This window comes from Neorhizobium puerariae (assembly GCF_042429745.1).
Lineage (GTDB): Bacteria > Pseudomonadota > Alphaproteobacteria > Rhizobiales > Rhizobiaceae > Neorhizobium > Neorhizobium puerariae.
Genome location: NZ_JBHMAA010000001.1, coordinates 103,745 through 127,304, shown reverse-complemented (window position 1 = coordinate 127,304; position 23,560 = coordinate 103,745). Strand labels below are relative to the sequence as shown.

Sequence of the window (23,560 nt, the reverse complement as noted above, 5' to 3'; positions counted from 1 at the left end):
GGTTCGCGCTTGCAACAAACCATTTCGCATCTGCGTTGCACAACCATAGGACAAGAAAACGCAAGGCCTCACAGAATCCCACTCGACATTTTACCTGTATCGTTACAGTTTTAGGTTTGAGGTTGAGAAGAAAAGGGAGGCAGCGCCGTTTTCAGGCAAGTTTGAGCTATTATACTCACCACCTGACTCGGGCAGTGACGGCAGATAATGGACGACAGCGGAAGATCAAGGACGGTTGGGGGGCGCGATACCTTCCGGGAACGTCCCACCTTGAAGACAATCGCCTATATGACAGGTCTCGGTATCACCACCGTCTCGCGGGCGCTGAAGGATGCGCCGGACATCGGCGCCGAAACCAAGGAGCGTGTGCGTCTCATCGCCAACCAGCTCGGCTACCAGCCGAACCGCGCAGGCGTGCGGCTTCGCACCGGAAAGACCAATGTCATCGCCCTCGTGCTGAGTATCGACGAGGAACTGATGGGCTTTACCAGCCAGTTGGTACACGGCATTTCCGAAGTGTTGGGCGGCACCCAATATCACCTCGTGGTGACCCCGCATTCCTTCGAGAAGGACCCGATGGTGCCGGTGCGTTACATTCTGGACACGGGCTCCGCCGACGGCGTGATCATTTCGCGCATAGAACCCGAGGACCCGCGGGTCCGGCTGATGACGGAGCGCAACCTTCCCTTCGCCACGCACGGCCGCTCCGACATGGACATCGTGCACCCCTATCACGACTACGACAACGAAGCCTATGTCTACCAGGCTGTGAAGAAGCTGGTCGAAAAAGGCCGCAGGCGCATCGCGCTGCTCGCGCCCTTGAGCCGTTTCTCCTACTACACCCACAGCCGCATCGGCTTCGAACGCGGTCTTGCGGATTTCGGAGCCACGGAAGTGCCCATGGGCCGGGTGACGAGCGAAACGCCGCTGGACGAAATCCGTGCCCACGCCGAAAGGCTGATGGGTTCAGCCGGACGGCCGGACGGCATCATCTCGATCAGCGGATCGGCGACGATCGCGATCGTTGCCGGTCTCGAAGCGGCGGGCAGGAAGCTCGGCGACGATGTCGACCTCGTCTCGAAACAGTCGGCCGAGTTCCTCAACTGGATCAGGCCGGAAATCTACACCGTCAACGAGGACGTCCGCCAGGCCGGGCGCGAGCTTGCAAAGGCCCTGATGGCGCGGATCGATGGCGTGGCGCCCGAACTGCTGCAGAGCATCGCCCAGCCGGTCTGGTCGAAAATGGCCCCGAAGGATTAAAAAAAGCCCGCCGATGGCGGGCTTTTCACTGACGCAGGTAAAGAGACGCTCACGCCTCGTTGAGGCCGCTGCCCCAGGGACCATGATGCTTGTCGACGCCGTCGAGGCGGTCGAAGCCGTGCGCGCCGAAGAAATCGCGCTGGGCCTGGATGAGGTTCGCCGTCCCACGGCCGCGGCGATAGGCGTCGAAATAGGAAAGCGCCGACGAAAGCGCCGGAACCGGCAGGCCGGAAAGCGTGGCAAACGAAACCACGCGACGCAGCGCACCGTCCGTTTCCTTGACCATCTGCGAGAAGGCCGGCGTAACGATGAGGTTCGCCACATGCGGGTCCTTGGTGAACGCGGATGTGATCTCATCCAGGAACTGCGAGCGGATGATGCAGCCCGCGCGCCAGATCTTGGCGATGGTCGGCATCGGCAGGTTCCAGTTGTATTCGGCGGAAGCGGCGGCCATGACCGCAAAGCCTTGCGCATAGGCGCCGATCTTGGCCGCAAGCAGCGCGTTTTCCAGGTCGGCCAGGAAGGCCATGCCGTCCTTCGGCCTTTCCGTGACCTTCGGCAAGCCGAAAATCTTCTCTGCGGCGATGCGCTCCTCGCGCTGCGAGGACAGGATACGGCCGGCGACGGCGGCTTCGATCGCGGTTGCGGCGACCCCCATCGTCTGGGCCTCGATGACCGACCACTTGCCGGTGCCCTTCTGTCCGGCGCTGTCGACGATGACGTCGACCATGGGCTTGCCGGAAACCGGGTCGGTCGCCTTCAGCACCTTCTCGGTGATTTCGATCAGATAGGAATTGAGACGCCCGGTATTCCATCTGCCGAATACCTTGCCGATCTCGGCCGCACTCATGCCGAGGCCGTCGCGCAGGATGCCGTAGATTTCGGCGATCATCTGCATGTCGGCATATTCGATGCCGTTATGGATGGTCTTGACGAAATGGCCCGCACCGTTTTCACCCAGCCACGCAACGCAGGGCTCGCCGTTGAACTTGGCGGAAATGGAGGTGAGCACCTTCTCGACCCGCTTCCAGCTCTCCTCGGTACCGCCGACCATGATCGACGGGCCGTGGCGGGCACCCTCTTCGCCGCCGGAAACCCCCATGCCGATGAAGGTGAGACCGCTGTCCTTCAGGTTGTCGAAACGGCGCATCGTATCGCGGAAATTCGCGTTGCCCGCATCGATCATGATGTCTCCCGCCGACAGATACGGCTTCAGGAGTTCCATCTGCTGGTCGACGGGGTCGCCGGCCTTGATCATGATGATGATCGGGCGCGGCGGGCGGATCGAGGCGACGAACTCTTCAAGTGTCTCGCAGGGAACGATCTGCCCCTGCAGCTCACCGGCCTCGGCATAGAACTTGCGGGTCGCTTCCGGGCTGCGGTTGAAGACCGCGATCCTGTTACCCTTTTCGGCAATGTTGAGGGAGAGGTTAGAGCCCATGACGCCGAGCCCGATAAGGCCGATTTCTGCCTGTTCCACGGATGTGCCTCCATTTGAAGATTCGGGGGTGTTGTCGCATTCATATAGGCAATCGGCAAGGCAGAGGCGACGTTAAACGATTAAATTTCCATGACACGGCGGTTTGGCCAGGATGATCCCGCCGCTGTCATGGACATCGCCTTGCAAGCGCCCGTTTCCGGTGCGACAAGCGTCCATGCAAACGAATGTCAGGACCGACATGCCGGTGCTGGCGGTACGCGCCGGCATTTATCGCGAACGGCCCACGACCGGACCGATCGGCAAGCTTTTCCGTTGCGTCTGGTCGCACACCGTACCGAGCGGTTTCGCTGGCAGGGTGGCTATCGTGCCGGACGGATGTTCCGGCCTGATATGGGCAGGCGGTGAAATGCTCGTGGTCGGGCCGGATCGTTTTGCCGCCTTCCCGAGACTTGCACCCGGGGAAACGATCTTCGGCCTGCGTTTCAGGCCGGGCGCCGCCTTGCGCTGGCTGGACGTGTCCTTGAGCGAACTGACCGGACAGACAGTGCCCCTGCGGCATCTGAGATCCGATGCCTGCGAAATCGAGCAGCAGCTCGCCGATGAGGCCTCCCTGGAGCGGAAGCTGGCTCTCCTCCATGCCTGGGCGCTCCGACAGGCCACATCCGCAGCAGGCCCCGTCGATGAGATGGAAGCGCTTTTCGATGCCCTCAAGACCGTGACGGTAAACCATATTGCGGATCGCTACACCTTCGGCCAGCGTACGCTCCGGCGGCACAGCCATGATCATTTCGGCTATGGGCCGAAGACGCTTGAACGCATTCTCCGTTTTCAGCGGTTCCTGGGGCTTGTACGCGCCTCCGCAACCCAAAGCCTGGCGCATCTCTCACTCGAAGCAGGTTATGCGGATCAGGCTCACATGACCCGCGACGTAAGGGAGTTCTCGACGCTCACGCCCCAGGATATCCGCTGGCAATTGGCCGGCTGATTGTCCGTTTCATTCAAGACCGGCAATTTCCCTGCCCTTACGCTTCCCGAAAACGGAAGGAGCACACCATGACGATCATGCCCGCCCGGATCATCCACATCGGCATCGAAAGGCCATGGCAGGAGGTCTATGCCTACGCAAGCAGACCGGAGAACATGGCGCTCTGGGCATCCGGCCTTGCCGCCGGTCTCACCCGTGACGGCGAGGACTGGATCGGCGACGGCGGACCGGTCGGCAAGGTGCGCATCCGGTTCGCGCCGCAGAATCCGTTCGGCATTCTCGACCACACGGTTACCATGGAGAACGGTCTTGCGGTGGAAAACCCGTTGCGTGTCGTTGCAAACGGCCAGGGGGCGGAAATCATGTTCACGCTTTTCGGGCGCCCGGATCTTGACGACACGACTTTCGAAGCCGATGCCGCCCATGTCCTCAAGGATCTGAAGGCATTGAAAAGCCTGCTGGAAGACAAGCGATAGGAGTTATCCATGGGAACCAAAGGCGCGGATCGCAAGATCGACTACATCGAATTCAACGTGCGCGACATAGAAAGAGCCAAGGCCTTCTACGGCACGGCTTTCGACTGGACCTTCACCGACTACGGCCCGGACTATTGCGAATTCCAGGACGGACGACTGACCGGCGGTTTTGCGAAATCCACGGACATCACGGCGAGCGGGGGCGCGCTGGTCATTCTCTTCGCGGATGATCTGGAGAGCGCTCAGGCGCGGATCGAGAAGGCCGGCGGCAAGATCGTCAAACCGATCTTCTCCTTTCCGGGTGGACGGCGCTTCCAGTTCACCGATCCCGAAGGTTACGAACTGGCCGTCTGGTCGGATAGATAAGCCTTGTTATGCTGCGGGGCGCCGTCGGCGGTCGGCGGTTTCCTGCATCACCAGCAAAGCGCCGATGAGCTGCGACGAACCCGAAACACAGGGCGACATCCGGCAGCGAATGACCATGGTCTGGCCATCGATCTGGTCGGCATAGGTGAGCGAGACGCTCTCGCCTTCGAAGCAACGGTCGAGGCCCGGCTTGAACTCGTTCCGGAAACGGTGGATGCCGACGAATTCCGCGAAATGCCTGCCGATCAGTTCGTCCCGCGGCACGTCGAGGCGACGCGCATTCGTTTCGTTCGTGTAGAAAACCCTGTAGCCGGGAGCGATCACCACGATACGGTCCGAAATGCGGTTGAGGAGCGCATCGTCGAGAAAACCGTCCGCCGTGGCATCGGCGATGATCGCCGTATCGCCGCTCTCCGGCCCAGGCCGGCGATTGGCCGAAAGACTGCTTTCGGGAGCGACATAACGTTCGACAAGCATTCGCAGAAGGTGACCGTTGCGGCGCACGCAGCCACGGTCGTCCGCCTCCTCGTTCAAGAGGTCGAGAGCGAACCGGAACTGCGCCTGGATGCTGGCGGCATCCCGGCCCTGGGCGGAGAAAATCGCCAGCATGAGCGGATCGAGCTCGCGGTCGAGAGCAGCGGTCGCCTGTGCGTCATTCCGCTCAATCGCCTGATGCAGCTCGGCATATTTGGACCAGAACAGATCGATCAACGCTTCCAAGAATACCCCCTCGCCTTGGCCGGAGATTAGAGCCGCCTCTTCTCCAAGATAGGCACTCAGCCACTCAATCTGATTCAGATTAATTCTTTTCTCAAAATCGGACCCAATTTATGGCGGATGACTTAGCGGGGAAGGTCCGCCAATGCAATTCGAAGATACAACAAATGAAATTGGCCGCATCTGCGGCAATTCGCAGCTACATGCTCCACTTGATCTTCCACCGGTCATGATACCAGAGCCACTGCTCCGGATATTCACGCACCCAGCTTTCCACCTTGTCGTTCAGAACCTGCCCGGTTGCCTGAAGGTCGAGTTTCCCATTCACGTCACGCGGCAATTCGATCCTGGGCTCTATCTCCAGGCGATAGCGGTTATCGGGCAGACGGATGCAACGTGCCGGATAGACTTCGGCATCGAATTGCCGGACAAGCTTGGCAAGCAGGGGATTTGTCTGCACCGGCCTGCCGAAAAACGTGGTCTTGAGGCCCTTGCGGAATTTCTGGTCGACCAGAACCCCGACGCCGCCGCCCTCTTCAAGTCTGCGGGCAAGCGCGAAGGATGAACCGGCATGCGACGGAACGAGCTGGCCCATGCGGCTCGCCCGGAAGTCGAAGATCTTCTGGGCGATGTAGGGATTGTTCGGCGGCCTGAACATCACCGTCACCTCCAGGCCAAACGCCTTGCCGGCGACCGGCAGCAGCTCGAAATTGCCCGTATGCGCGGTGAAGACGATGAACGGCCGGGGATTGTCGCGCAGGTCGACGAAGATCGGGATGCCCGAGACCTCCACCCTGCCCGGCTCCTGCCGGTCGGGATCGAAGTCGAACAGCCGGTCGAGGAAGACATATTCCGCCGCCAGCCGGCCCATATGCCCCCAACTCGCAACGGCGATCTCCTGAAGCTCCTCATCCGTCTTTTCAGGATAGGCATTCCGCAGGTTGACGAGCATGAGCTTGTGACGGCCGAGCTTCGGGCCGATATGACGCGCCGCCCGGTCGGCGAAACGAATCGCCGGGTCGGCCGGAAAAACCTTGAGGAGATTGAGGAAACCGAATGCGATTTGCGCCACCAGCCACTGCTGGAAATTTCTGAGCGCAATCACGATCCGGATGAGAAACATCTTCACCGGAGAGGCCTCAGTCCAAGCGCAACACGATCTTGCCGAAGATCTGGCGCCCTTCCATGCGCTCGAGCGCGCGGTCGATCTCGTCGAACGTGACCTCCGTATCGATGACCGGATGGACGATGCCCTGCGCCATCTTCTGCATGGCGTCCGCCATGTTCTCCATGCGGCAGCCGAACGAACCGAGCAATTTCAATTGCTGCTGGAAAAGCATCATCAGGTTGATCTCGGTCGAGACGCCGGACGTCGAGCCGCAGGTGACGAGCCGACCGCCGCGCTTCAGGCACAGCATCGAGCCGGCCCAGGTGTCCTTGCCGACATGCTCGAAGACGACGTCGACGCCCTTCTTCTTCGTGAGCTTGCGGACAACGCCCTCGAAACGATCGGTGCGATAGTTGATGACGTGATCGGCGCCGAGCGCCTTCGCCTTCTCGATCTTGTCGTCGGAGCCAACCGTCGTGATGACGATGCAGCCCATCTTCTTGGCGAGCTGGATCGCCGCCGTCCCGATTCCGGAGCCACCGGCATGCACAAGGATCGTCTCGCCGGGCTGAAGCCTGGCATTGTCGAAGAGCATATGTTCGACCGTGCCGAACGTCACCGGAGCGAGTGCCGCGCCGACCGCATCGACGCCCGGAGGAGCCGGCACCAGAAGCCGCGCCGGCAGGTTGGCCTTCTCCTGCGCGAAACCGTCCAGGTGGAAACCATGCACGCCGGACACGTTTTCGCAAAGATTGTCGCGCTTCTCGCGGCAGGCTTTGCAAAGCCCGCAGGTGCGCGCGCCGTAGATGGACACGAGCTGGCCGGGAAGCACGCTGGAAACCCCCGGGCCGACCGCCTCGACGACGCCGGAAGCCTCCGCGCCGATCGTCAGCGGCATCTTGCGCTTGGCGAACGCCATGCCGCGCCAGCCCCAGACGTCGATATGGTTGAGCGCGACAGCCTTGACCCGGAGGGTGACTTCGCCCGGACCAGGCGCATCCGGCTCCGGAATATCCACCGCCTCGAGCTTGCGGTCGTCGATCAGTTGCAGCGCGCGCATGATTTCATAGTTCCTTCCAGATGCGACAGACCGACGAGGACTTTCCGCATATCCGCCGTCATCCTCGGCCTTGTCCCGAGCATCTGCCGGCCTTCATTTTGTTGACGCTGACAAATCCTCGGCACAAGGCCGAGGATGACGCCACGATTGATGGCGCTGTCTCTAAGCCGGTTCCAGGGTCATGACAAGGCTGGCGTTCTGCCCGCCGAAGCCGAAGGAGTTGGAAAGCACCGCCCTGGGTTGCCCGTCCCGCTTCTTGTTCGGCACCACATCGAGCACGATCGAAGGATCGGGATTGGTGTAGTTGATGGTCGGCGGCAGCGTGCCGGTGAGCATGGTCTGGAACGAGAAGACCGCTTCGACGGCGCCTGCGGCAGTCAGCGTGTGCCCGATCATCGATTTGTTCGACGAAACCGGAATATCCTTGAGACTGTCCCCGAATACGGCAAGCATGGCCCCGTATTCCATCTTGTCGTTTTCCGGCGTCGACGTTCCATGAGCGTTGATATAGCCGATCCCGCCCTCGTCCATGCCGGCATCTTGGAGTGCGGCCCGGATCGTGGCGATTGCCGGGCCGCCATCCGGCGAAGACCGGGTGCGGTGGAAATGATCGGCCTTTTCACCACAGCCTTTCATGATGCCGAGAATCTTCGCGCCGCGGGCGATCGCCGATTCCAGCGATTCCAGCACAAGCGTCGCGGCACCTTCGGCGATGACGAAGCCGTCGCGATCCTTGCTGAACGGTTTGGACGCTTTTTCCGGCGGGTCATTCTGGGTGGAGAGCGCCGAGAGCAGCGAGAATCGGATCAGCGCCTCGGCGCTGACGGAGCCATCCGTGGCAACGGTCAGCGCACGGTCCGTCCGCCCCTGTCGGATTGCTTCGACCCCGAGCTGGATCGCCGTCGCACCGGAGGCGCAGGCGGTGGACAGCGTCACGGGAAGCCCGCGCGTGCCGAACGTGTCGGCGAGGCGTTCGGAGATCGAGCCGAATTGCACCGCCTCAAGGAAAACCGGGTCCGGACGCTCCCGCATAGCGGCGAGGAAACGATCATAGGCATCGCCTTCCGCTCTGGCGGGCGGAGCGCGATCGGCAAGCGCGAAACGATCGCTCCATTCGGGTTCGACAGGCGGGGCAGCCAGGAAAAGCGGTCCGTCGAAATCGCCGGAGAGACCCGCCTGTGCAAGCGCCTCGATGGTGGTTTCGCGCGCGAAGGCGAACGATCGCTCGACCGAGTTCTCGGCTGGAACGTCGATAAAATCGACCGTGCCGCTGATCCTCGTGGAAAGTCCTTCGGTAGGAAAGCGGGTGGTCTTGTGAATGCCCGACGTGCCGGACGTGAGCGCCGCCCAGTTGTCCGTAAGCCCCTGGCCGAGCGAGGTGATGACCCCCATGCCCGTCACGGCGACGATCGGGCGGCCGAGATGATCCTTGAAGCGATTGTCGCTCATCCAATTCTCCTTCACGCGGCCGAAAGAACGGCAAGCCCCTCGCCGCGCGTATAGCCGACGGTCGTCACCACGGCATGTTTCGCCGGACCGGTCATCGGCGCTTCGTTTCTTGTATCGAATGCCGGAACACGCGCGGCTCCGTCCAGGCTGAGCGCCGCAAGCGCAAGGCCGAGCGGAAACTGCGCTTCCATGCCATGGCCGGTCGCGCCGCCGTAGCCGCGGACCGGCATGCCCGGAAATTCCTTTTCGAGCACCACCTTCTCGCGGGCGGCAAGATCGACAAGGCCGCTCGTGCCGGAGAAGACGACGGTGTCGTCCCCGCCAAGCCCGGAAGCATGGCCGGCAAGGCGCGCCAGGCGCTTTTCAAGCCTGCCCTCATCGCGATTGCCCCGGTCGCCTTCGATCGCATCGATCGTTGCGTAGATATGCGCGCCGCGCGCTTCCGCGTGAGCGCGGGATTCCAGAACCAGGAAGGCGCCGACAGAGCCCATGATCACGCCGCCGCCGTTTTCCGTCGACCGCGACCAGATCGGATGCCAGTCGCCGGTCGCGTGCGCCCGGATACCCTCGACCAGCAGGATGATGTCGGCACGTTCGGCGACGAATGCGCCGCCAACCAGGCTATGGCTCGATTGCCCCGCCTTGATGCGATGAAACGCCGTTTCGACGGCGGAAATGCCCGCGGCCTCCTCGCCCATGAACGTACGGGAGGAGCCGGTGACCTTGTGGACGATAGAGATATTGCCGGCGACGAGATTGGAAAGCTGCGCGAGGAACAGCGTCGGCCGAAGCTCGGTCGTGAGCTTCTCATTGAGAAGCATCTCGCGGTCATTGCGCTTCAGCGCCTCGTCGACGATCAGGGAATCGACCTTGATGTCGCGCTCGCCGCCGCCGGCCGCCACGATCATGTCCATCGAGGCGCAGGCTTCCGGATCGGTCTTCAGGCCGGCATCGTCGAGGGCGAGGCCGGCGGAAAACACACCGAGCCGCTGCCAGTTCTCCATCTGGCGCTGGTCGCCGCGCTTCGGTATCTGCGCCGACCAGTCGATTTCCGGCATGGGATGGACGGGATAGGGCGCAAAACGCTGGGTCTCGATCTTGGGCGCACCCGCTTCCGCGGCGCAGAGGAGCGCCACATGTGGCTCCTTGCCGACGCCCTGACAGGTGACGATCCCAATACCGGTAATCACGACATCGTTGTCTGATTTCATCATGTCCTCTTTGCCCATCGGCACGGATACGGGCGAGTTTTATGCCCTTGCGGCGAGCGCGTCCATCAGGCCGACCTCTTCGGCGCGCTTTCGGACGATCGGCGCCAGGGGGATTTCGCTGAAGGGCATGGTGCGCAGCTTGAGCTGCGCATCGCAGACCCGTTTGCCCGCACTCGATATCTTCGCCTTGGTGACCGCGTAACCGGACCCCTCATGCTCCAGAAATGCCTCTATGTCGAGCGCGGCGTTCGGCTCGACGAAGGTGCGCATCTTGGCGCCGTCGACCGACATCAGGAACGGCATGGCGGCGAAATCCGTCGCGGCAAGCACGAGAAAGCCGGAGGCCTGCGCCATGGTCTCGATCAGAAGAACCCCCGGCACCAACGGCATTCCGGGAAAATGACCTTCGAAAACCGGGCTTTCGGCCGGTACGATCGATCGCGCCTTCAGAAGCTTCGCCCCGAGATCGACCGTCTCGACGCGGTCGATCATCTGGAAGTATTCGAGCAACATCGGATTGCCGGCGGGCTCAGCCCTTTGCCGCCCTCAGCTCGTCGATCTTGGCGCAAAGGTTCTTGAGGACGAAATATTCCTCGGTGGAAACCTTGCCCTCGTTCACTTCCTGCGTCCACTGTTCCAGCGGAATCTTGATACCGAATTCCTTGTCGATCGCGAAGACGATATCCAGAAAGTCGAGACTGTCGATGCCAAGGTCATCGATCGTGTGGCTTTCCGGCGTGATCGTCTCGCGATCGATTTCGCTGGTTTCAGCGATGATGTCGGCAACTTTGTCGAATGTAGCTGTCACGCCCATGTCCTCTGAAGAATATCAAATCAAAGTTCCACATAGGGAAATCGATCCCAAATGCCAATGGCCTCGTTTTCCCGCATGTAAATTTGCACGCAAACTGTTGCCTAAACAGCAATTACGTGACGGCCATCCACAAGAGCCGCGCGGATGACGCCCAGCACGTCGTCCGGCCGTACGCCGGTGCAGACCCACTGGCTCGGCTGGCCATCCCACGGGGTGCCGATGAACCTGCGGCCGCTGTCGGGCGCCTGGATCGTCGCACCATCGGCGATGCCGCCGCAGACGACCCGAACCGGTCCTCCGCGAACCGTGAAGAGATCGGGGCGGACGAGATAGACGCAGGCGGTGCTGTCATGCACCGCCATGCCGGCGAGGCCGACCCGGCTTTTGTAGAAATCGATGTAATATTGGGAAAGATCGGAGAGGAGCCGCAGCGAATTCTCGCCGGACTTGACCATCTCCGCCAGATAGTCGGCCGACATGATCGTTTTCATCGTCACGTTGAGGCCGACGATGGTGACCTTCCAGGGGGCGGTGAACAGGATGTCGGCGGCCTCCGGATCGCCGTGGATATTGGCTTCCGCGACCGGCGTCACGTTGCCTGCCATGTCGAAGGCGCCGCCCATGACAATCACTTCCTTCACGAGGCCCGCAATCGCGGGATCGGCTCTCAGTGCCAGCGCCAGATTGGTCATGCGGCCCACGGCGATCAACGTCACCTCGCCCGGATTGGCGCGCACGGTTTCGATAATGAACTGGTAGGCGGGACGCGAATCGAGCGGCCAGTCGACAGTATGCGGCACTCCGATGTTCCCGAGGCCATCCGCGCCATGCACGACAGAAGCGGCCCGGTCGTCCCGGCGCGAGGGATCGATCGTGCTCGCCGCGCCGGTCGAGATGGGAGCGGAAATATTCCATTCCCGATGCAGAAACTGCGCATTGCGGGTGGTGAGCACCAGCGGCACGTTGCCGAAGACGGTGGTGACGCCGAGGAGATCGATCTCGGGATGACGATGCAGGAAAAGCAGCGCCATGGCGTCGTCGACGCCCGGGTCCGTGTCGAAAATGACCTTGTGCATATGCTTCATCCCCATGTCGGCTGATTTCGAGGCGGCGCACAATAGCGCCAAACATCCGAAGCGCAATCCCGCAACCGGCATGACTGCCTTCGGCGGACGCCGGTTGCGCCGATGCGCATTCGGTGCCAGAAGCACGATCCCGCCTCTACGTGCTCCGCCGCTTACCGAGTCCTCCCTTGAACGACCTTGCATCGCATCTTGTCCTGCTGCTCTTCTTCGCCTCCCTTTTTGCCGGTTTCGTGGATTCCATCGCCGGCGGAGGCGGCCTCATCACCATTCCCGCCATGCTGATCGCCGGCATTCCGCCGCTCGAATCGCTCGCCACCAACAAGCTGCAATCGCAATTCGGTGCGGCTTCCGCGACGATCGCCTATGCGAGGCGCGGCCACATGCATCTGAAGAAGCAGCTGCCGATGGCGGCCATGTCGCTTGCCGGCGGCGTCATAGGCGCCATGCTCGCCTCCTTGGTGCCGGCCGGCTGGCTTGCAGCCACGATCCCTTTCCTGCTGATCGCCATCGCCGCCTTCTTCGCGGTCAAGCCGAACCTCAACGACACCGACAGTCACCAACGGGTAACGCCCCTCGTTTTCGGCCTGACGGTCGTGCCGCTGGTCGGCCTCTACGACGGCGTTTTCGGTCCCGGTGCCGGTTCCTTCTACATGCTGGGCTTCGTCCTCCTGGCCGGCTTCGGAATGCTCAGGGCGACGGCCCACACCAAGCTGATCAATCTCGGCTCGAACTTCGGTTCCTTCCTCGTCTTTGCGGCGACCGGCTCGGTTCTCTGGAAAATCGGGCTTGTGATGGGGGCCGGCCAGTTCCTTGGCGCCCAGATCGGCTCGCGGATGGCCATGAAGAACGGCGCCAGGCTCATAAAGCCATTGCTCGTCCTGTCCTGCCTTGCCCTGGCATTGAAGCTGATCGCCGATCCCGCCCATCCCGTCAGGGTATGGCTCGGCGTCTAACCTTTCATCTTCAGCGGCAATCCCGCGGCGATGAAAAAGACCTCGTCGGCAGCGGCGGCGATCTTCTGATGAAGGCGGCCGGCGTGGTCGCGAAATTCCCGGGCCATCCGGTTTTCCGGGACGATGCCGAGCCCGACCTCGTTGGAGACGAGGACCAGGCGGCTGGAGAGAGATTCAAACCCGCGCACCAGGGCGGCCCCTTCCGCCCCGACGTCGCGCTCCTCCATCATCATGTTGGTGATCCAGAGCGTCAGGCAATCGACGAGCACCACGCGGCCGGGTGCATCGAGCTCCATAAGAAGCGGCACGAGGTCCACGGGCACTTCATGCGTCATCCAGTCCGCACCGCGATCGGCACGATGACGGGCGATACGCTCACGCATCTCGTCGTCATAGGCACGGCCTGTCGCGATGTAGTGGCGCTGGAAACCGGTCTCCCGCGCAAGCCGCTCGGAAAAACCGGATTTACCGGAGCGAGCGCCGCCGAGGACGAGCGTGACATGGCCGGAGCGTGTCATGAAAGGAGCCTGCCTGTTCCAGAGGGGACCGGACGATTCGTAGACAAGAGAGGCGTCCGGCCCTGTTGATGATGATAACTCTGGATTCGCATTGCGGATATGATCGTGCAGGCTTTGCGGATGGGTGTCAATCCGCTCCGCGCAAGGGGCGACCTGACGTTTGTCAGTATGCCTTTCGATTAGCCTGTTTGCGACATCCGATGACGACACGCCCCGTTGAGTGCAACCGGCAACGGCGCCATTCCCGAAACCAGCCACAACAACAACCGGCCAGCGCCGATCTTCGAGGAAACATCCGATGCTCTATATCTTCAGGAACCACAACGGCGTCCAGATCGCCTGGAACGCAAGGGCCTCGCGCCACGACTTCGAAAGTCGCACCCGACAGATCGACACGCGCCTGTCGCGTCTTGGCTTCATCCGCACCAGCAGCCCCGGCTGACCGAACCCGGTCAGCCGTCGGCGACCGTAAACCCGAACCGCGAACAGCCGCACCCTTCCGGATGCGACAATCGTGAATTCGGCAACAGTCGGAAGATGGACCGCCCCAGGCGAAAATACTCAAGCCTGCCACCGGCGGCAAAGGCAACCGGTACGCACTACCTGAACCCGGTGCCGAAGGCGAACTAACCGCTCGCATGCAAACCAATAGCGTGACATTCTTACCGGATGGTTATTATCGGCCGTAAGTCGCGCGAATTTCTCTCGTTTTTATAGTTCGGGAAAGTCCGGGAATCTGCAGGCGCAGCCGTCCTGTCACAGAACGCGGGATACCGGACTTGATTTCCCCTCGCCTCGCCGCCTCCCGCCATTACCAATGGAAATGACGGCAACCGATGATGTCTCGGCCGACATGCGCCTCGACGAGACCCCGATATTTGCCCTCGCACCGCACATTCGCCCATGACATTCGCCCACGACAGGCGCCCATGCCAGGTTGATTTCCGAAGGCAAAATCGTACCCTGTTCCCCGCTGACATATAAATGCGCGGCATCTGTGTGAATGTGCCGCGGATGCGCAGCCGATACATCGGCCCGGCAGGCCTTGCGTGAATACCGCGGCGAAAAGACCGGGAGGTCCTGAGATGAAGAAATTCCTTGCTTCCGCTGTCTTTGCCGCCGGCCTTTATGCCTTTGCCGGTTCCGCCCAGGCCGAATGCGGCTCCGTTTCGGTCGCCGAGATGAATTGGGCATCGGCAGGCATTGCGGCCAATGTCGACAAGATCATCCTCGAAAAGGGATACGGCTGCACCGTCCGGCTCGTTACCGGCGACACCATACCGACCTTCACCTCGATGAACGAGAAAGGCCAGCCGGACATCGCTCCGGAATTCTGGGTCAACTCCGTCCGCACCCTTCTCGACAAGGCCGTGACGGAGGGCCGGCTGGTCATCGCCACGGAAATCCTCGCCGATGGCGCCGTCGAGGGCTGGTGGATTCCGAAGTTTCTCGCCGATGCCCATCCGGACATCAGGACGGTACAGCAGGCGCTGGCCCACCCGGAACTCTTCCCCGCCCAGGACACCCCTTCCCGGGGCGCCATCCATAACTGCCCGACAGGCTGGAGCTGCCAGGTTTCGACCGCCAATCTTTACCAGGCCCTCGGCGCGAAGGGCAAGAATTTCGATTTGGTCGATACCGGCTCCGCAGCCGGTCTGGATGGCTCGATCGCCCGCGCCTTCGAGAAGAAGACCGGCTGGCTCGGCTACTATTGGGCGCCGACAGCCATCCTCGGCAAATATCCGATGGTGAAACTTTCCTTCGAAGTGCCGCATGACAGGGCGGAATGGGACGCCTGCACAGCGGTACCCGTTTGCCAGAACCCGAAGGTCAATTCCTATCCGACGTCGCAGGCCTTCACGCTCGTGACAAGGCAATTTGCCGAAAAGGCGGACGTCGCGATGGACTATATGAAGAAGCGCAAGTGGAGCAACGCGACGGTCAACGGCCTCCTTGCCTGGCAGGAGGAGAACAAGGGCACCAACGAGGATGCCGCGCGGCATTTTCTCAAGGCCATGCCGGATATCTGGACCAAATGGGTCCCGCCCGAGGTCGCCGACAAGGTCAGCGCGTCTCTCTGACGCCATGGCCCGAAAGCCGGCCCGGCCTGTTCGTGTCGCAGGCTCTGCCCCGTATGTCGCCCCAGGTGGCGTAGCCCGCTTGCCGCTACGCAATACTTTCGGCACGGCTGCCGGGATTTACCTCCCGCGCTTGGAAAGTCATGCGACGCGCGAGCGACAACAGAAACAGACAAGGGAAAAATCATGGCAAATTGCAGCTTTCTGGAGAACTGTTTCCAAGGCATGCCGGCGAGCGCCCGCACAGGCACGCGGAGGTAATCGATGGCCAGCCACGGAATCGAGATCAAGAGCCTCTACAAGATCTTCGGCCCCTTCGGCAGCGACTATGTGGAAGCCGTCAAGGCTGGCATGACGAAAGCCGAACTCAACGAAAAGCACGGCCACGTATTGGGCCTCAAGGACATCAACATCTCCATGCCCGCCGGCGGCATCACGGTCGTGATGGGACTTTCCGGCTCCGGCAAGTCGACGCTGATCCGCCACATCAACCGGCTGATCGAGCCGACCGCCGGCGAGGTCGTTTACGACGGCGCCGACATCTGCCGGATGAACGAGAAGGACCTGCGCGAATTCCGCCGCCACAAGACGGCCATGGTCTTCCAGAAATTCGCGCTCCTGCCCCATCGCACGGTCATCGAGAACACCGTCTACGGCCTCGACATACAGGGCGTCCCGCGCTCCGAAAGCGTCAAGCGCGCTCAGTACTGGATCGAGCGCGTGGGGCTTTCCGGCTTCGAAAAGCACTATCCCAACCAGCTTTCGGGCGGAATGCAGCAGCGCGTGGGGCTTGCCCGCGCCCTTGCCAACGACGCCGACATCCTTCTGATGGACGAGGCATATTCGGCCCTCGACCCGCTCATCCGCGTCGACATGCAGACTGTGCTGCTCGACCTGCAGGCCGAACTCAGGAAGACCGTCGTCTTCATCACCCACGATCTCGACGAGGCGCTACGGCTCGGCGACAAGATCGCCATCCTGCGCGACGGCCGGGTCATACAGCAGGGAACGGGACAGGAGATCGTGCTTTCGCCCGCGGATAACTACATCACCGCGTTCGTGAAGGAAGTGAACCGCGGCCGTGTCATCCGCACCCGAACCGTGATGCGGCCGCTCGATGGCACAACAGACGGCCTGAAGATCGCGGCGGAGGCAACCCTCGAAACCGCCGCAAGGCAGATGACGGAGGCGGATCAGGCGCGCGCGGTCGTGGTGGACGAGAACGGCGCGCCGGTCGGCGTTCTGGATCTCCGGACGATCATCGCCGCCATGGTCACGCCGGCATCGAGCGAAGCGGGGAAAATGGCGGCGGAATAAGAAGCCCGGGTGTCGCGAAAAGGCGGATGGCCGCAGCGTGAAGGCATATAAAGGAGTCCTTATATGGATTGCCCTCCTCCGTCAGGAACGCCCGTGATGCCGACCGCCAACGCCTTGACCGAACTCCTTGCCGAAAAAGGCGTGCTCCTCGCGGATGGCGCGACGGGCACCAATCTGTTCGCCATGGGGCTTGAAGCTGGCGAAGCGCCGGAACTCTGGAATAAGACCGCACCGGATAAGATCGCGAAACTGCATCAGGATTTCGTCGATGCAGGCGCCGATATCATCCTCACCAATTCCTTTGGCGGCACGCGCCACCGGTTGAAGCTGCACAAGGCGGAAGGCCGTGTCCATGAATTGAACAGGCGGGCCGCCGAGATCGCCCGGGCGGTTGCCGGCAAGGCCGGCCGCAGGGTGATCGTCGCCGGCTCGGTCGGACCGACCGGCGAGCTGCTGATCCCGCTTGGCGCGCTATCCTATGAGGATGCGGTCGCCGCTTTTGCCGAACAGATAGAAGGGCTGAAGGCCGGGGGCGCCGAGATCGCCTGGATCGAAACCATGTCCTCGCCGGATGAAATCCGCGCCGCGGCGGAAGCAGCCGTCAGGGTCGGCCTGCCCTACACCTGTACCGGCTCCTTCGATACCGCCGGCAGGACGATGATGGGCCTCGACCCGAAGGATATTCATGGGGTCGCCGGGGATATCGGCGATGGTCCCGTGGCCGTGGGTGCCAATTGCGGCGTCGGCGCATCCGATATCCTGTCGAGCCTGCTCGACATGACCGCGGCAGACCCGCAGGCGATCACCATCGTGAAGGGCAATTGCGGCATCCCGGAATATCGGGGCGCGAAGATTTACTACTCGGGCACACCGCCGCTGATGGCCGAATATGCCAGGCTCGCGCGCGACGCCGGTGCGAAAATCATCGGCGGCTGCTGCGGGACGTCATGTGAGCACCTCGCAGCGATGCGCAAGGCGCTGGACGATTACACCCCGCGCCCGAGGCCGACGATCGAGGAAATCATCGACAAGATCGGCCCGCTGCGCAATAAGACCGCCAGCGAATCGGGTGGCGATTCCGGCCGGGAAAGGCGTCGCCGCCGCGGGTGAAACCTCACATCGCGGAGGCTGAAATGGCGAACATATCCCCTATCGGAAGTCGCGAGACGGTGGCGGAAAGCCTTGCGGGCCTTTCGGCCGATCAACAGGGCTGGCTTGCGCTGCTGATGGAAAATCCCGCATCCGACGATCTTCTTCTCGACGGCCTGCACCTCCATCTCGATCAGGCGTCCGAGGCCCGTTTCCTGAATTCGCTGAAACTGCGGAAATGCGGCGAGTGGGTGGGTAACACCGCCCCCGCCCGCCTGCAGATGCGACTGATGGAAGCGGCGAAATCCAGCCAGCATCCCGCCTATGCCGCCTTTCGCGAGGGACTGACCCGCTCCGGCGGACTGGAGCGGGCCTATCCCAAGGCGAATATCTAGCACCTGTTCTGAAGCGGTTATGCGCTTTTGGCAAAACCGCTTCAGCGACGATCCAGCGTTTCAGCGAGCCGCACCAGATCCAGGAAACCGCCGCGATAACCGAACGGGTCCTCGCCGCGGGCATTGCGCGCCATGTCGAGGATCGCCCGGTAAGGATAGCTTTCCAGCGCATCCGTACCGCGCAGTTTCTGGGCGAAGGCCGCAACCGCCGTCGCAAAGCGCACGTCCTGCGGGGCGGAGGCGAGATCGCGCACGGCATTCATCTCGGAGACCGGCGTGGTAATGAGCTTGCTCCTGTCGCCATCGGGCTGCTTGTAGCGTATCTTCACGAAGGCCATCTCGTCCGAGACGGAAGCCGGCGCCGAAGCGGCCGGCGGGCCATAGCGCAACGGATCGTTGAGCGCAGAGGCGCTGCCCTTCGGCGTCACCTCGTAGATCGCCGTCACGGAATGGCCGGAACCGATATCGCCCGCATCGACCCGGTCGTTGTTGAAATCCTCGCGTTTCAGCGCACGCGTCTCGTAACCGATCAGGCGGTATTCGGCGATCCTCTCCGGATTGAACTCGACCTGGATCTTGACGTCCTTGGCGATCGGAAAAAGGGTCGAACCCGCCTCCTCCACGAGCGCCTTCTGCGCCTCGGCAAGCGTATCGATATAGGCAGCCGTGCCGTTGCCGTTCTGGGCGAGCGTCTGCATCAGGCTGTCGTTGAGATTGCCCTGACCGAAACCGAGCACCGACAGGAATATGCCATCCCTGCGGCGCTGTTCGATCAGCCGTTTCAATTCCTCGTCGCTCGATGCTCCGACGTTGAAATCACCGTCCGTCGCCAGCATCACCCGGTTGACGCCCCCCTGGATGAAAGCCTGCCGCGCGAGCTGGTAGGCGGCTTCTATGCCTTCCGCTCCCGCCGTCGAGCCGCCCGGCTGGAGATTGTCGATGGCGGCCAGTATCCTGTCGCGCTCGCGGGCCGCGGTCGGCTCGAGCACGGTTCCTGCATTGCCGGCATAGGTGACGATCGAAACCTTGTCCTCCGGCTTCAGTTTGCCCACCAGCAGGCGGAAAGCGCTTTTCAGCAGCGGCAGCTTGTCCGGCGCATCCATTGAGCCCGACACGTCGATGAGGAACACGAGATTGGCCGGTGGCGCCGCCGAAGGCGCAGTCTCAAAGCCCTTGATCGCCACCTGCATCAGCCGGGTGCCGGTGTTCCACGGCGTCGGCGTGACGGTAACGGTGGTGCGGAACGGCTCCGCCGCGAACTGCGGCCGTGGCCAGTCATAGGGGAAATAGTTGACCATCTCCTCGACCCGCACACTGTCGGGATCGGGAAGATGTCCCTCCATCAGCGAGCGGCGGACGAAGGAGTAGGACGCCGTGTCCACATCGACGGAGAAGGTAGAGACGGGATCGCTCGCTACGCTTTTCACCGGATTGGCATCGGCACTGGCGAACCGGTTACGCCCCTCATCGAGCGACGGCGGCAATTCCGGTTTGGCCGGCGCATAGCGGGGTGCCGCGACGAGCGGCGCTTCACTCTCCGTCATCATCGTCGGAGCGGGCATCGGAGCCGGCGCGAAAGGGGCGGAAGGCTCTCCCACCTGTTTCGCGGCTCCACCTGAAGGCGCAACTCTGTTGTTCAGGTCCGCCACGTCGGACGGATCGTGGTCCGACGGTTTTGGCGAAGCGGGCGGCGAAACGGCCTGTCCCTGCGCCCTTTCACGCTTCACCCCGCCGTGTTCGGACGGCGCCTTCGGCGCGGCCGGCTCGACCTGCGGTTTTGACACATCCGCCATCCCGGGCAAGACGACCTGCCCCGAGCTTGGCAGATTGCCACGCGTGAGTTCCAGCGTCAGGAAAGCGGCGGCGGGAATGATGAGCATCGTCGCAAGCGCCGAGCCTGCAAGATAGCGATGTTGGGTGACCATCCTGGTGCTCCAGATCCGGTTGAGGACGGAGCTTTGACGCAGCCACCGGGAACTTCCTTGGCTTGACGACGATTTTTTCTCTTCCGCGTCGAAGGCCTGCATCGCGGCGGCAAGCGCGCGGGCGCGCACCGCTTCCGGAACCACCGGCGGAGACGGCAATCGCCTCAATTTATCGAATTCGTCCGTCATGGTCAGACAGCCTCCTTCTTCAGAAGGTCCTTCAATCGTTTGCGTGCCTCGTGCAGATGCCAGGAGACCGTATTCTCGCTGCAGCCGAGGATTTCGGCGGCGGCGGCATGGCTGAGCCCCTCGCTGTGGACCAGCAGCATCGCGTCGCGCTGCTTTTCCGGAAGGCGCCGCACCGCCGCCCAGAGCCAATCACCGCGATCGTCCTCTTCCGATGGGAGATGCGCGAAGAAGATCGGATCATTGGCGATCCGGTCCTCGTTGCGCCGGCGGCGGGCGGACTGGCGCTGATGATCGCGCACGACGTTCAGCGTCAGCGTATAGAGCCAGGTGCGGAACGCCGACTGGCCCCTGAATGTGCGGATAGACCGGCCGAGACGGATACAGACCTCCTGCACAATGTCTTCCGCATCCAGTTCCGTGCCGCACCAGCGCCAGGCGACGGAATGGATAAAACCGTAATGTGCCTCGACCAGCGCACCGAAGGCGTTTCGGTCGCCGTCACAAGCCTTTTGAACCAGTTCCGCGCTCAATGTCGTGTCCGCATTTCCGTCGACTGGAGCTTAGACGTTCAGCCGATGGAAATCCTTGGGGTGAAATGCAGAAAATTTGGAATATTCACAGGAGCGCACTCATGTGGAACATCATCTGCGCCCCTTGATAACGGAAATCGACGCCCACGGGACAGGCATTCCGGGCGAGACAGCCGGATATCATGCAGGATATGCTTCCCTTGCCGCTATGGAGATAGGAGCGGCAGCCGGCGACATCGAAACCCCGCAGGCTGACCGCGTCCACCGGGCAGGTGGCGAGGCATGGTTTTTCAAGGCAGTCGTCGCAGGGATGATCCGCCATCGATGGCAATGCTGCCTCGATCCCGAAGGGAAACCCGAGCGCACCGCGATAGCCGTGCCACAGACCGTATTTCGGGTGAATGAGAATGCCGAGCGGCGAGGGTTTCAGGCCTTCCGCCTTCGTCGCCCATTGCTGAAACGGCTGCCAGGGTGGATCGGACGGGAAATAGGCCGTCGCGCCAAGCGCCTCCGACAAGGGCCGGATACACTGTTTCGACCACGTATCGAGCGGGTCGGGGCCTTGATAGGTTTCCTGCCAGCGGGAAAAAGCCGGCCAGATGGAACTGCCGGCATTGCCGAGCAGCACGACCGAGAGAGCCCGAGAGCCGTCGAACAGCAAAGGTCCCTCGCCCGACTCGAAATTCACCGCGCCGCGAACGAGGATGCCATGCGCTTCGAGCACCGAAATCTGTCCGAGGATCGCCGAAGAGCGGCTCATCGCGGCCCCTGATATTTATAGTGCGGGCGCCAGACCCCTTCCTGGATGAAGTCGGCGACCAGTCTGGCGCCGCCTTGCTCCCTGGCGGCATCGGGCTCTCTTCAGGTGAAGGCGTCCGGCATCGAATCCTTGCGCTCCCGGATGAACGCAAGCAAGGCCTCATCGATAGCCGGATCAAGAGCCGGCGCTTCGTAGGCATCCAGCCATACGCGGCACAGCGCGTTGGCGCGCTGCTCGATCCGCTTTTCCCCTTCGATCTCCCATTGCTCGAAGGAATTGTTGTCGGCGAGCGGCGAACGGTAGAAGGCCGTCTGGAAATGCGCCTGCGTGTGGGTGCAGCCGAGATAATGGCTGCCGGGGCCGACCTCGCGGATTGCCGAAAGCGCCTGCCCCTCCGCCGAAAGGTCGATGCCCTGCGCCATCTTCTGCATCATGCCGAGCTGATCCTGGTCGATCATGAATTTCTCGTAGGACGATACAAGACCGCCCTCCAGCCAGCCGGCGGCGTGCAGCACAAAATTCGTGCCGGCCAGCAGCGTCGTATTGAGCGTGTTGGCCGATTCATGCGCAGCCTGCGCATCCGGCACCTTCGAGCCGCATAGCGATCCGCCGGTGCGGAACGGCAGACCGAGCCGGCGGGCGAGTTGCGCCGCTCCGTAGGAGACCAGCGACGGTTCCGGCGTGCCGAAAGTCGGCGCTCCCGACTGCATGGAGATCGAAGCGGCGAACGTGCCGAACAGAACTGGCGACCCCTTGCGGATGAGCTGGGTGAACGATGCGCCCGCCAGCACCTCGGCCAGGATCTGCGTCAGCGTGCCGGCGACCGTGACCGGGCTCATGGCGCCGGACAGGATGAAAGGCGACACCACCGAGGCCTGGTTATGCCGCGCATAGACCTTCAGCGCGCCCAGCATGGTGCCGTCGAACACCATCGGCGAATTGGCGTTGATGAGGTTCAGCGTGACGCAGTTGTTCTCGACGAACTCGTCTCCGAAGACGATCTTCGCCAGGGCGATCGTATCCTCGGCGCGTTCCGGCGCGGTGACGGAGCCCATGAACGGCTTGTCGGAATATTTGATATGGCTGTAGACCATGTCGAGGTGGCGCTTGTTGACCGGCACGTCGACAGGCTCGCACACCGTGCCGCCGGACGAATGCATGGACGGGGCCATGTAGGACAGCTTCACGAAATTGCGGAAATCCTCGATCGTCGCATAGCGGCGTTTGCCATCGAGATCGCGGACGAAGGGAGGACCGTAGACGGGGGCGAAGACGGTCGCATTGCTGCCTATGTGCACATTGCGCTCCGGGTTGCGGGCGTACCAGGTGAACTCCTTCGGTGCGGTCTTCAGGAGTTCGCGGCAAAGCCCCTTCGGGAAATGCACGCGGTGCCCCCGGACATCCGCGCCGGCCCCCTTCCAGAGGTCGAGCGCCTCATCGTCGTCGCGGAACTCGATGCCGATTTCTTCGAGAATCGTATCGGCATTGCGTTCGATGAGAGCAAGGCCCTCCTCGTCGAGCACTTCATAGACCCCGATCCTGCGGGTGATATAGGGCAGCGAAGGCCCCGGACCGCTGCCAGTGCGGGCTGCGCGGCGGCCTGCCGCTCCCCGTTCGCCGCGACCGCGCCGTCCTGCGCCGCCTGCCGGTTCCGTCTGCTGGGTGAGATCGTCCATGATGTTCCTCGCCTCGCGCCGTTCTCGCGCCTGTCATTCCCGATGTGCCATGCTAAGCTCATGCGCAGGCCGAGCCCTGCCTTTCTGCGTCACGGGTTTGCGCAGGACAGACATTTGCCCGCATTGCCGTCCGTCGTTTTTCCGACGCGCCGCTGTCG

General features: G+C 62.3%; 24 protein-coding genes. 10 read left to right on the top strand and 14 right to left on the bottom strand.

Translation table 11 applies throughout. The annotated features are described in order from the left end of the window. Positions 1-207 precede the first annotated feature (207 nt). The gene (locus tag ACFFP0_RS00605) at positions 208-1,260 is read left to right on the top strand and encodes a LacI family transcriptional regulator (RefSeq protein WP_377254516.1); all 1,053 of its coding nucleotides are present in this window, start codon (positions 208-210) and stop codon (positions 1,258-1,260) included. Positions 1,261-1,309: 49 nt separating this feature from the next. Here the strand turns inward: ACFFP0_RS00605 and gnd are convergent, their stop codons facing one another. After that, positions 1,310-2,740: an NADP-dependent phosphogluconate dehydrogenase gene (gene gnd, locus ACFFP0_RS00600; RefSeq protein ID WP_377254513.1), complete on the bottom strand. Its 1,431-nt coding sequence runs from the start codon at positions 2,738-2,740 to the stop codon at positions 1,310-1,312. A gap of 175 nt (positions 2,741-2,915) precedes the next feature. On the opposite strand from gnd, the gene ACFFP0_RS00595 reads away from it, so the two are divergent. From ACFFP0_RS00595 to ACFFP0_RS00585, 3 genes are all read left to right on the top strand, one after another. Beyond that, positions 2,916-3,686 carry a helix-turn-helix domain-containing protein gene (locus ACFFP0_RS00595; RefSeq protein ID WP_377254510.1) on the top strand — a complete coding sequence of 257 codons (771 nt, stop codon included), beginning with the start codon at positions 2,916-2,918 and terminating at the stop codon, positions 3,684-3,686. A gap of 68 nt (positions 3,687-3,754) precedes the next feature. Then, positions 3,755-4,162 carry an SRPBCC family protein gene (locus ACFFP0_RS00590; RefSeq protein ID WP_377254507.1) on the top strand — a complete coding sequence of 136 codons (408 nt, stop codon included), beginning with the start codon at positions 3,755-3,757 and terminating at the stop codon, positions 4,160-4,162. A 9-nt stretch (positions 4,163-4,171) separates the two neighbouring features. Further along, complete coding sequence (locus ACFFP0_RS00585; RefSeq protein WP_377254504.1) at positions 4,172-4,528, top strand: VOC family protein; 357 nt, start codon at positions 4,172-4,174, stop codon at positions 4,526-4,528. Positions 4,529-4,534: 6 nt separating this feature from the next. On the opposite strand, the gene ACFFP0_RS00580 is transcribed toward ACFFP0_RS00585, so the two are convergent. From ACFFP0_RS00580 to ACFFP0_RS00545, 8 genes are all read right to left on the bottom strand, one after another. Beyond that, the gene (locus ACFFP0_RS00580) at positions 4,535-5,248 is read right to left on the bottom strand and encodes a PAS domain-containing protein (protein ID WP_377254501.1); all 714 of its coding nucleotides are present in this window, start codon (positions 5,246-5,248) and stop codon (positions 4,535-4,537) included. A 196-nt stretch (positions 5,249-5,444) separates the two neighbouring features. Continuing rightward, positions 5,445-6,374 carry a lipid A biosynthesis lauroyl acyltransferase gene (locus tag ACFFP0_RS00575; RefSeq protein WP_377254498.1) on the bottom strand — a complete coding sequence of 310 codons (930 nt, stop codon included), beginning with the start codon at positions 6,372-6,374 and terminating at the stop codon, positions 5,445-5,447. 10 nt (positions 6,375-6,384) lie between these two features. Next, a complete protein-coding gene (locus tag ACFFP0_RS00570) occupies positions 6,385-7,413 on the bottom strand; it encodes a zinc-binding dehydrogenase (protein WP_377254496.1) in 1,029 nt (342 codons plus the stop codon). Positions 7,414-7,575: 162 nt separating this feature from the next. Beyond that, positions 7,576-8,862, bottom strand: coding sequence for a beta-ketoacyl-ACP synthase (locus tag ACFFP0_RS00565; RefSeq protein ID WP_377254493.1), 1,287 nt, complete (start codon positions 8,860-8,862; stop codon positions 7,576-7,578). 11 nt (positions 8,863-8,873) lie between these two features. Beyond that, positions 8,874-10,076, bottom strand: a complete 1,203-nt coding sequence (locus tag ACFFP0_RS00560; protein WP_377254490.1) for a beta-ketoacyl-ACP synthase — start codon at positions 10,074-10,076, stop codon at positions 8,874-8,876. A gap of 36 nt (positions 10,077-10,112) precedes the next feature. Next, the gene (locus ACFFP0_RS00555; RefSeq protein ID WP_377254487.1) at positions 10,113-10,586 is read right to left on the bottom strand and encodes a 3-hydroxyacyl-ACP dehydratase FabZ family protein; all 474 of its coding nucleotides are present in this window, start codon (positions 10,584-10,586) and stop codon (positions 10,113-10,115) included. A gap of 16 nt (positions 10,587-10,602) precedes the next feature. Further along, the gene (locus ACFFP0_RS00550) at positions 10,603-10,887 is read right to left on the bottom strand and encodes an acyl carrier protein (protein WP_003495848.1); all 285 of its coding nucleotides are present in this window, start codon (positions 10,885-10,887) and stop codon (positions 10,603-10,605) included. 101 nt (positions 10,888-10,988) lie between these two features. Next, positions 10,989-11,963, bottom strand: coding sequence for a nucleoside hydrolase (locus ACFFP0_RS00545; protein WP_377254484.1), 975 nt, complete (start codon positions 11,961-11,963; stop codon positions 10,989-10,991). A 176-nt stretch (positions 11,964-12,139) separates the two neighbouring features. Between ACFFP0_RS00545 and ACFFP0_RS00540 the strand changes: the two genes are divergently transcribed. Continuing rightward, on the top strand, positions 12,140-12,925 hold the full coding sequence (locus ACFFP0_RS00540; protein WP_377254481.1) for a TSUP family transporter: 786 nt from the start codon (positions 12,140-12,142) through the stop codon (positions 12,923-12,925). Here ACFFP0_RS00540 and cobU read toward each other — a convergent pair. Continuing rightward, positions 12,922-13,443, bottom strand: a complete 522-nt coding sequence (gene cobU / locus ACFFP0_RS00535) for a bifunctional adenosylcobinamide kinase/adenosylcobinamide-phosphate guanylyltransferase (protein ID WP_377254479.1) — start codon at positions 13,441-13,443, stop codon at positions 12,922-12,924. The genes ACFFP0_RS00540 and cobU overlap by 4 nt on opposite strands. A 298-nt stretch (positions 13,444-13,741) precedes the next feature. Here cobU and ACFFP0_RS00530 point away from each other — a divergent pair, with 298 nt between their 5' ends. The 5 genes from ACFFP0_RS00530 (at position 13,742) to ACFFP0_RS00510 (ending at position 18,322) form a co-directional block, all read left to right on the top strand. Beyond that, positions 13,742-13,885 (top strand): hypothetical protein, encoded by a 144-nt coding sequence (locus ACFFP0_RS00530; protein ID WP_377254476.1) that lies wholly within the window; start codon positions 13,742-13,744, stop codon positions 13,883-13,885. A gap of 643 nt (positions 13,886-14,528) precedes the next feature. Next, a complete protein-coding gene (locus ACFFP0_RS00525; protein WP_377254473.1) occupies positions 14,529-15,524 on the top strand; it encodes an ABC transporter substrate-binding protein in 996 nt (331 codons plus the stop codon). A 261-nt stretch (positions 15,525-15,785) separates the two neighbouring features. Then, positions 15,786-16,838 carry a quaternary amine ABC transporter ATP-binding protein gene (locus tag ACFFP0_RS00520; RefSeq protein ID WP_377254470.1) on the top strand — a complete coding sequence of 351 codons (1,053 nt, stop codon included), beginning with the start codon at positions 15,786-15,788 and terminating at the stop codon, positions 16,836-16,838. A 96-nt stretch (positions 16,839-16,934) separates the two neighbouring features. Next, positions 16,935-17,948 (top strand): betaine--homocysteine S-methyltransferase, encoded by a 1,014-nt coding sequence (gene bmt, locus ACFFP0_RS00515; protein ID WP_377254467.1) that lies wholly within the window; start codon positions 16,935-16,937, stop codon positions 17,946-17,948. Positions 17,949-17,971: 23 nt separating this feature from the next. Further along, complete coding sequence (locus ACFFP0_RS00510; protein WP_377254464.1) at positions 17,972-18,322, top strand: hypothetical protein; 351 nt, start codon at positions 17,972-17,974, stop codon at positions 18,320-18,322. A 41-nt stretch (positions 18,323-18,363) separates the two neighbouring features. Here ACFFP0_RS00510 and ACFFP0_RS00505 read toward each other — a convergent pair whose 3' ends face one another. The 4 genes from ACFFP0_RS00505 to ACFFP0_RS00490 all read right to left on the bottom strand — a co-directional run bounded on the left by ACFFP0_RS00505 (position 18,364) and on the right by ACFFP0_RS00490 (position 23,402). Further along, the gene (locus tag ACFFP0_RS00505; protein ID WP_377254572.1) at positions 18,364-20,442 is read right to left on the bottom strand and encodes a vWA domain-containing protein; all 2,079 of its coding nucleotides are present in this window, start codon (positions 20,440-20,442) and stop codon (positions 18,364-18,366) included. Beyond that, on the bottom strand, positions 20,439-20,966 hold the full coding sequence (locus ACFFP0_RS00500; RefSeq protein ID WP_377254462.1) for an RNA polymerase sigma factor: 528 nt from the start codon (positions 20,964-20,966) through the stop codon (positions 20,439-20,441). The genes ACFFP0_RS00505 and ACFFP0_RS00500 overlap by 4 nt, the downstream gene beginning before the upstream one ends. A gap of 85 nt (positions 20,967-21,051) precedes the next feature. Next, the gene (locus ACFFP0_RS00495) at positions 21,052-21,726 is read right to left on the bottom strand and encodes a ferredoxin family protein (RefSeq protein WP_377254459.1); all 675 of its coding nucleotides are present in this window, start codon (positions 21,724-21,726) and stop codon (positions 21,052-21,054) included. Between the two features lie 101 nt (positions 21,727-21,827). Next, positions 21,828-23,402 (bottom strand): trimethylamine methyltransferase family protein, encoded by a 1,575-nt coding sequence (locus ACFFP0_RS00490; RefSeq protein WP_377254456.1) that lies wholly within the window; start codon positions 23,400-23,402, stop codon positions 21,828-21,830. Between the last annotated feature and the right edge of the window lie 158 nt (positions 23,403-23,560).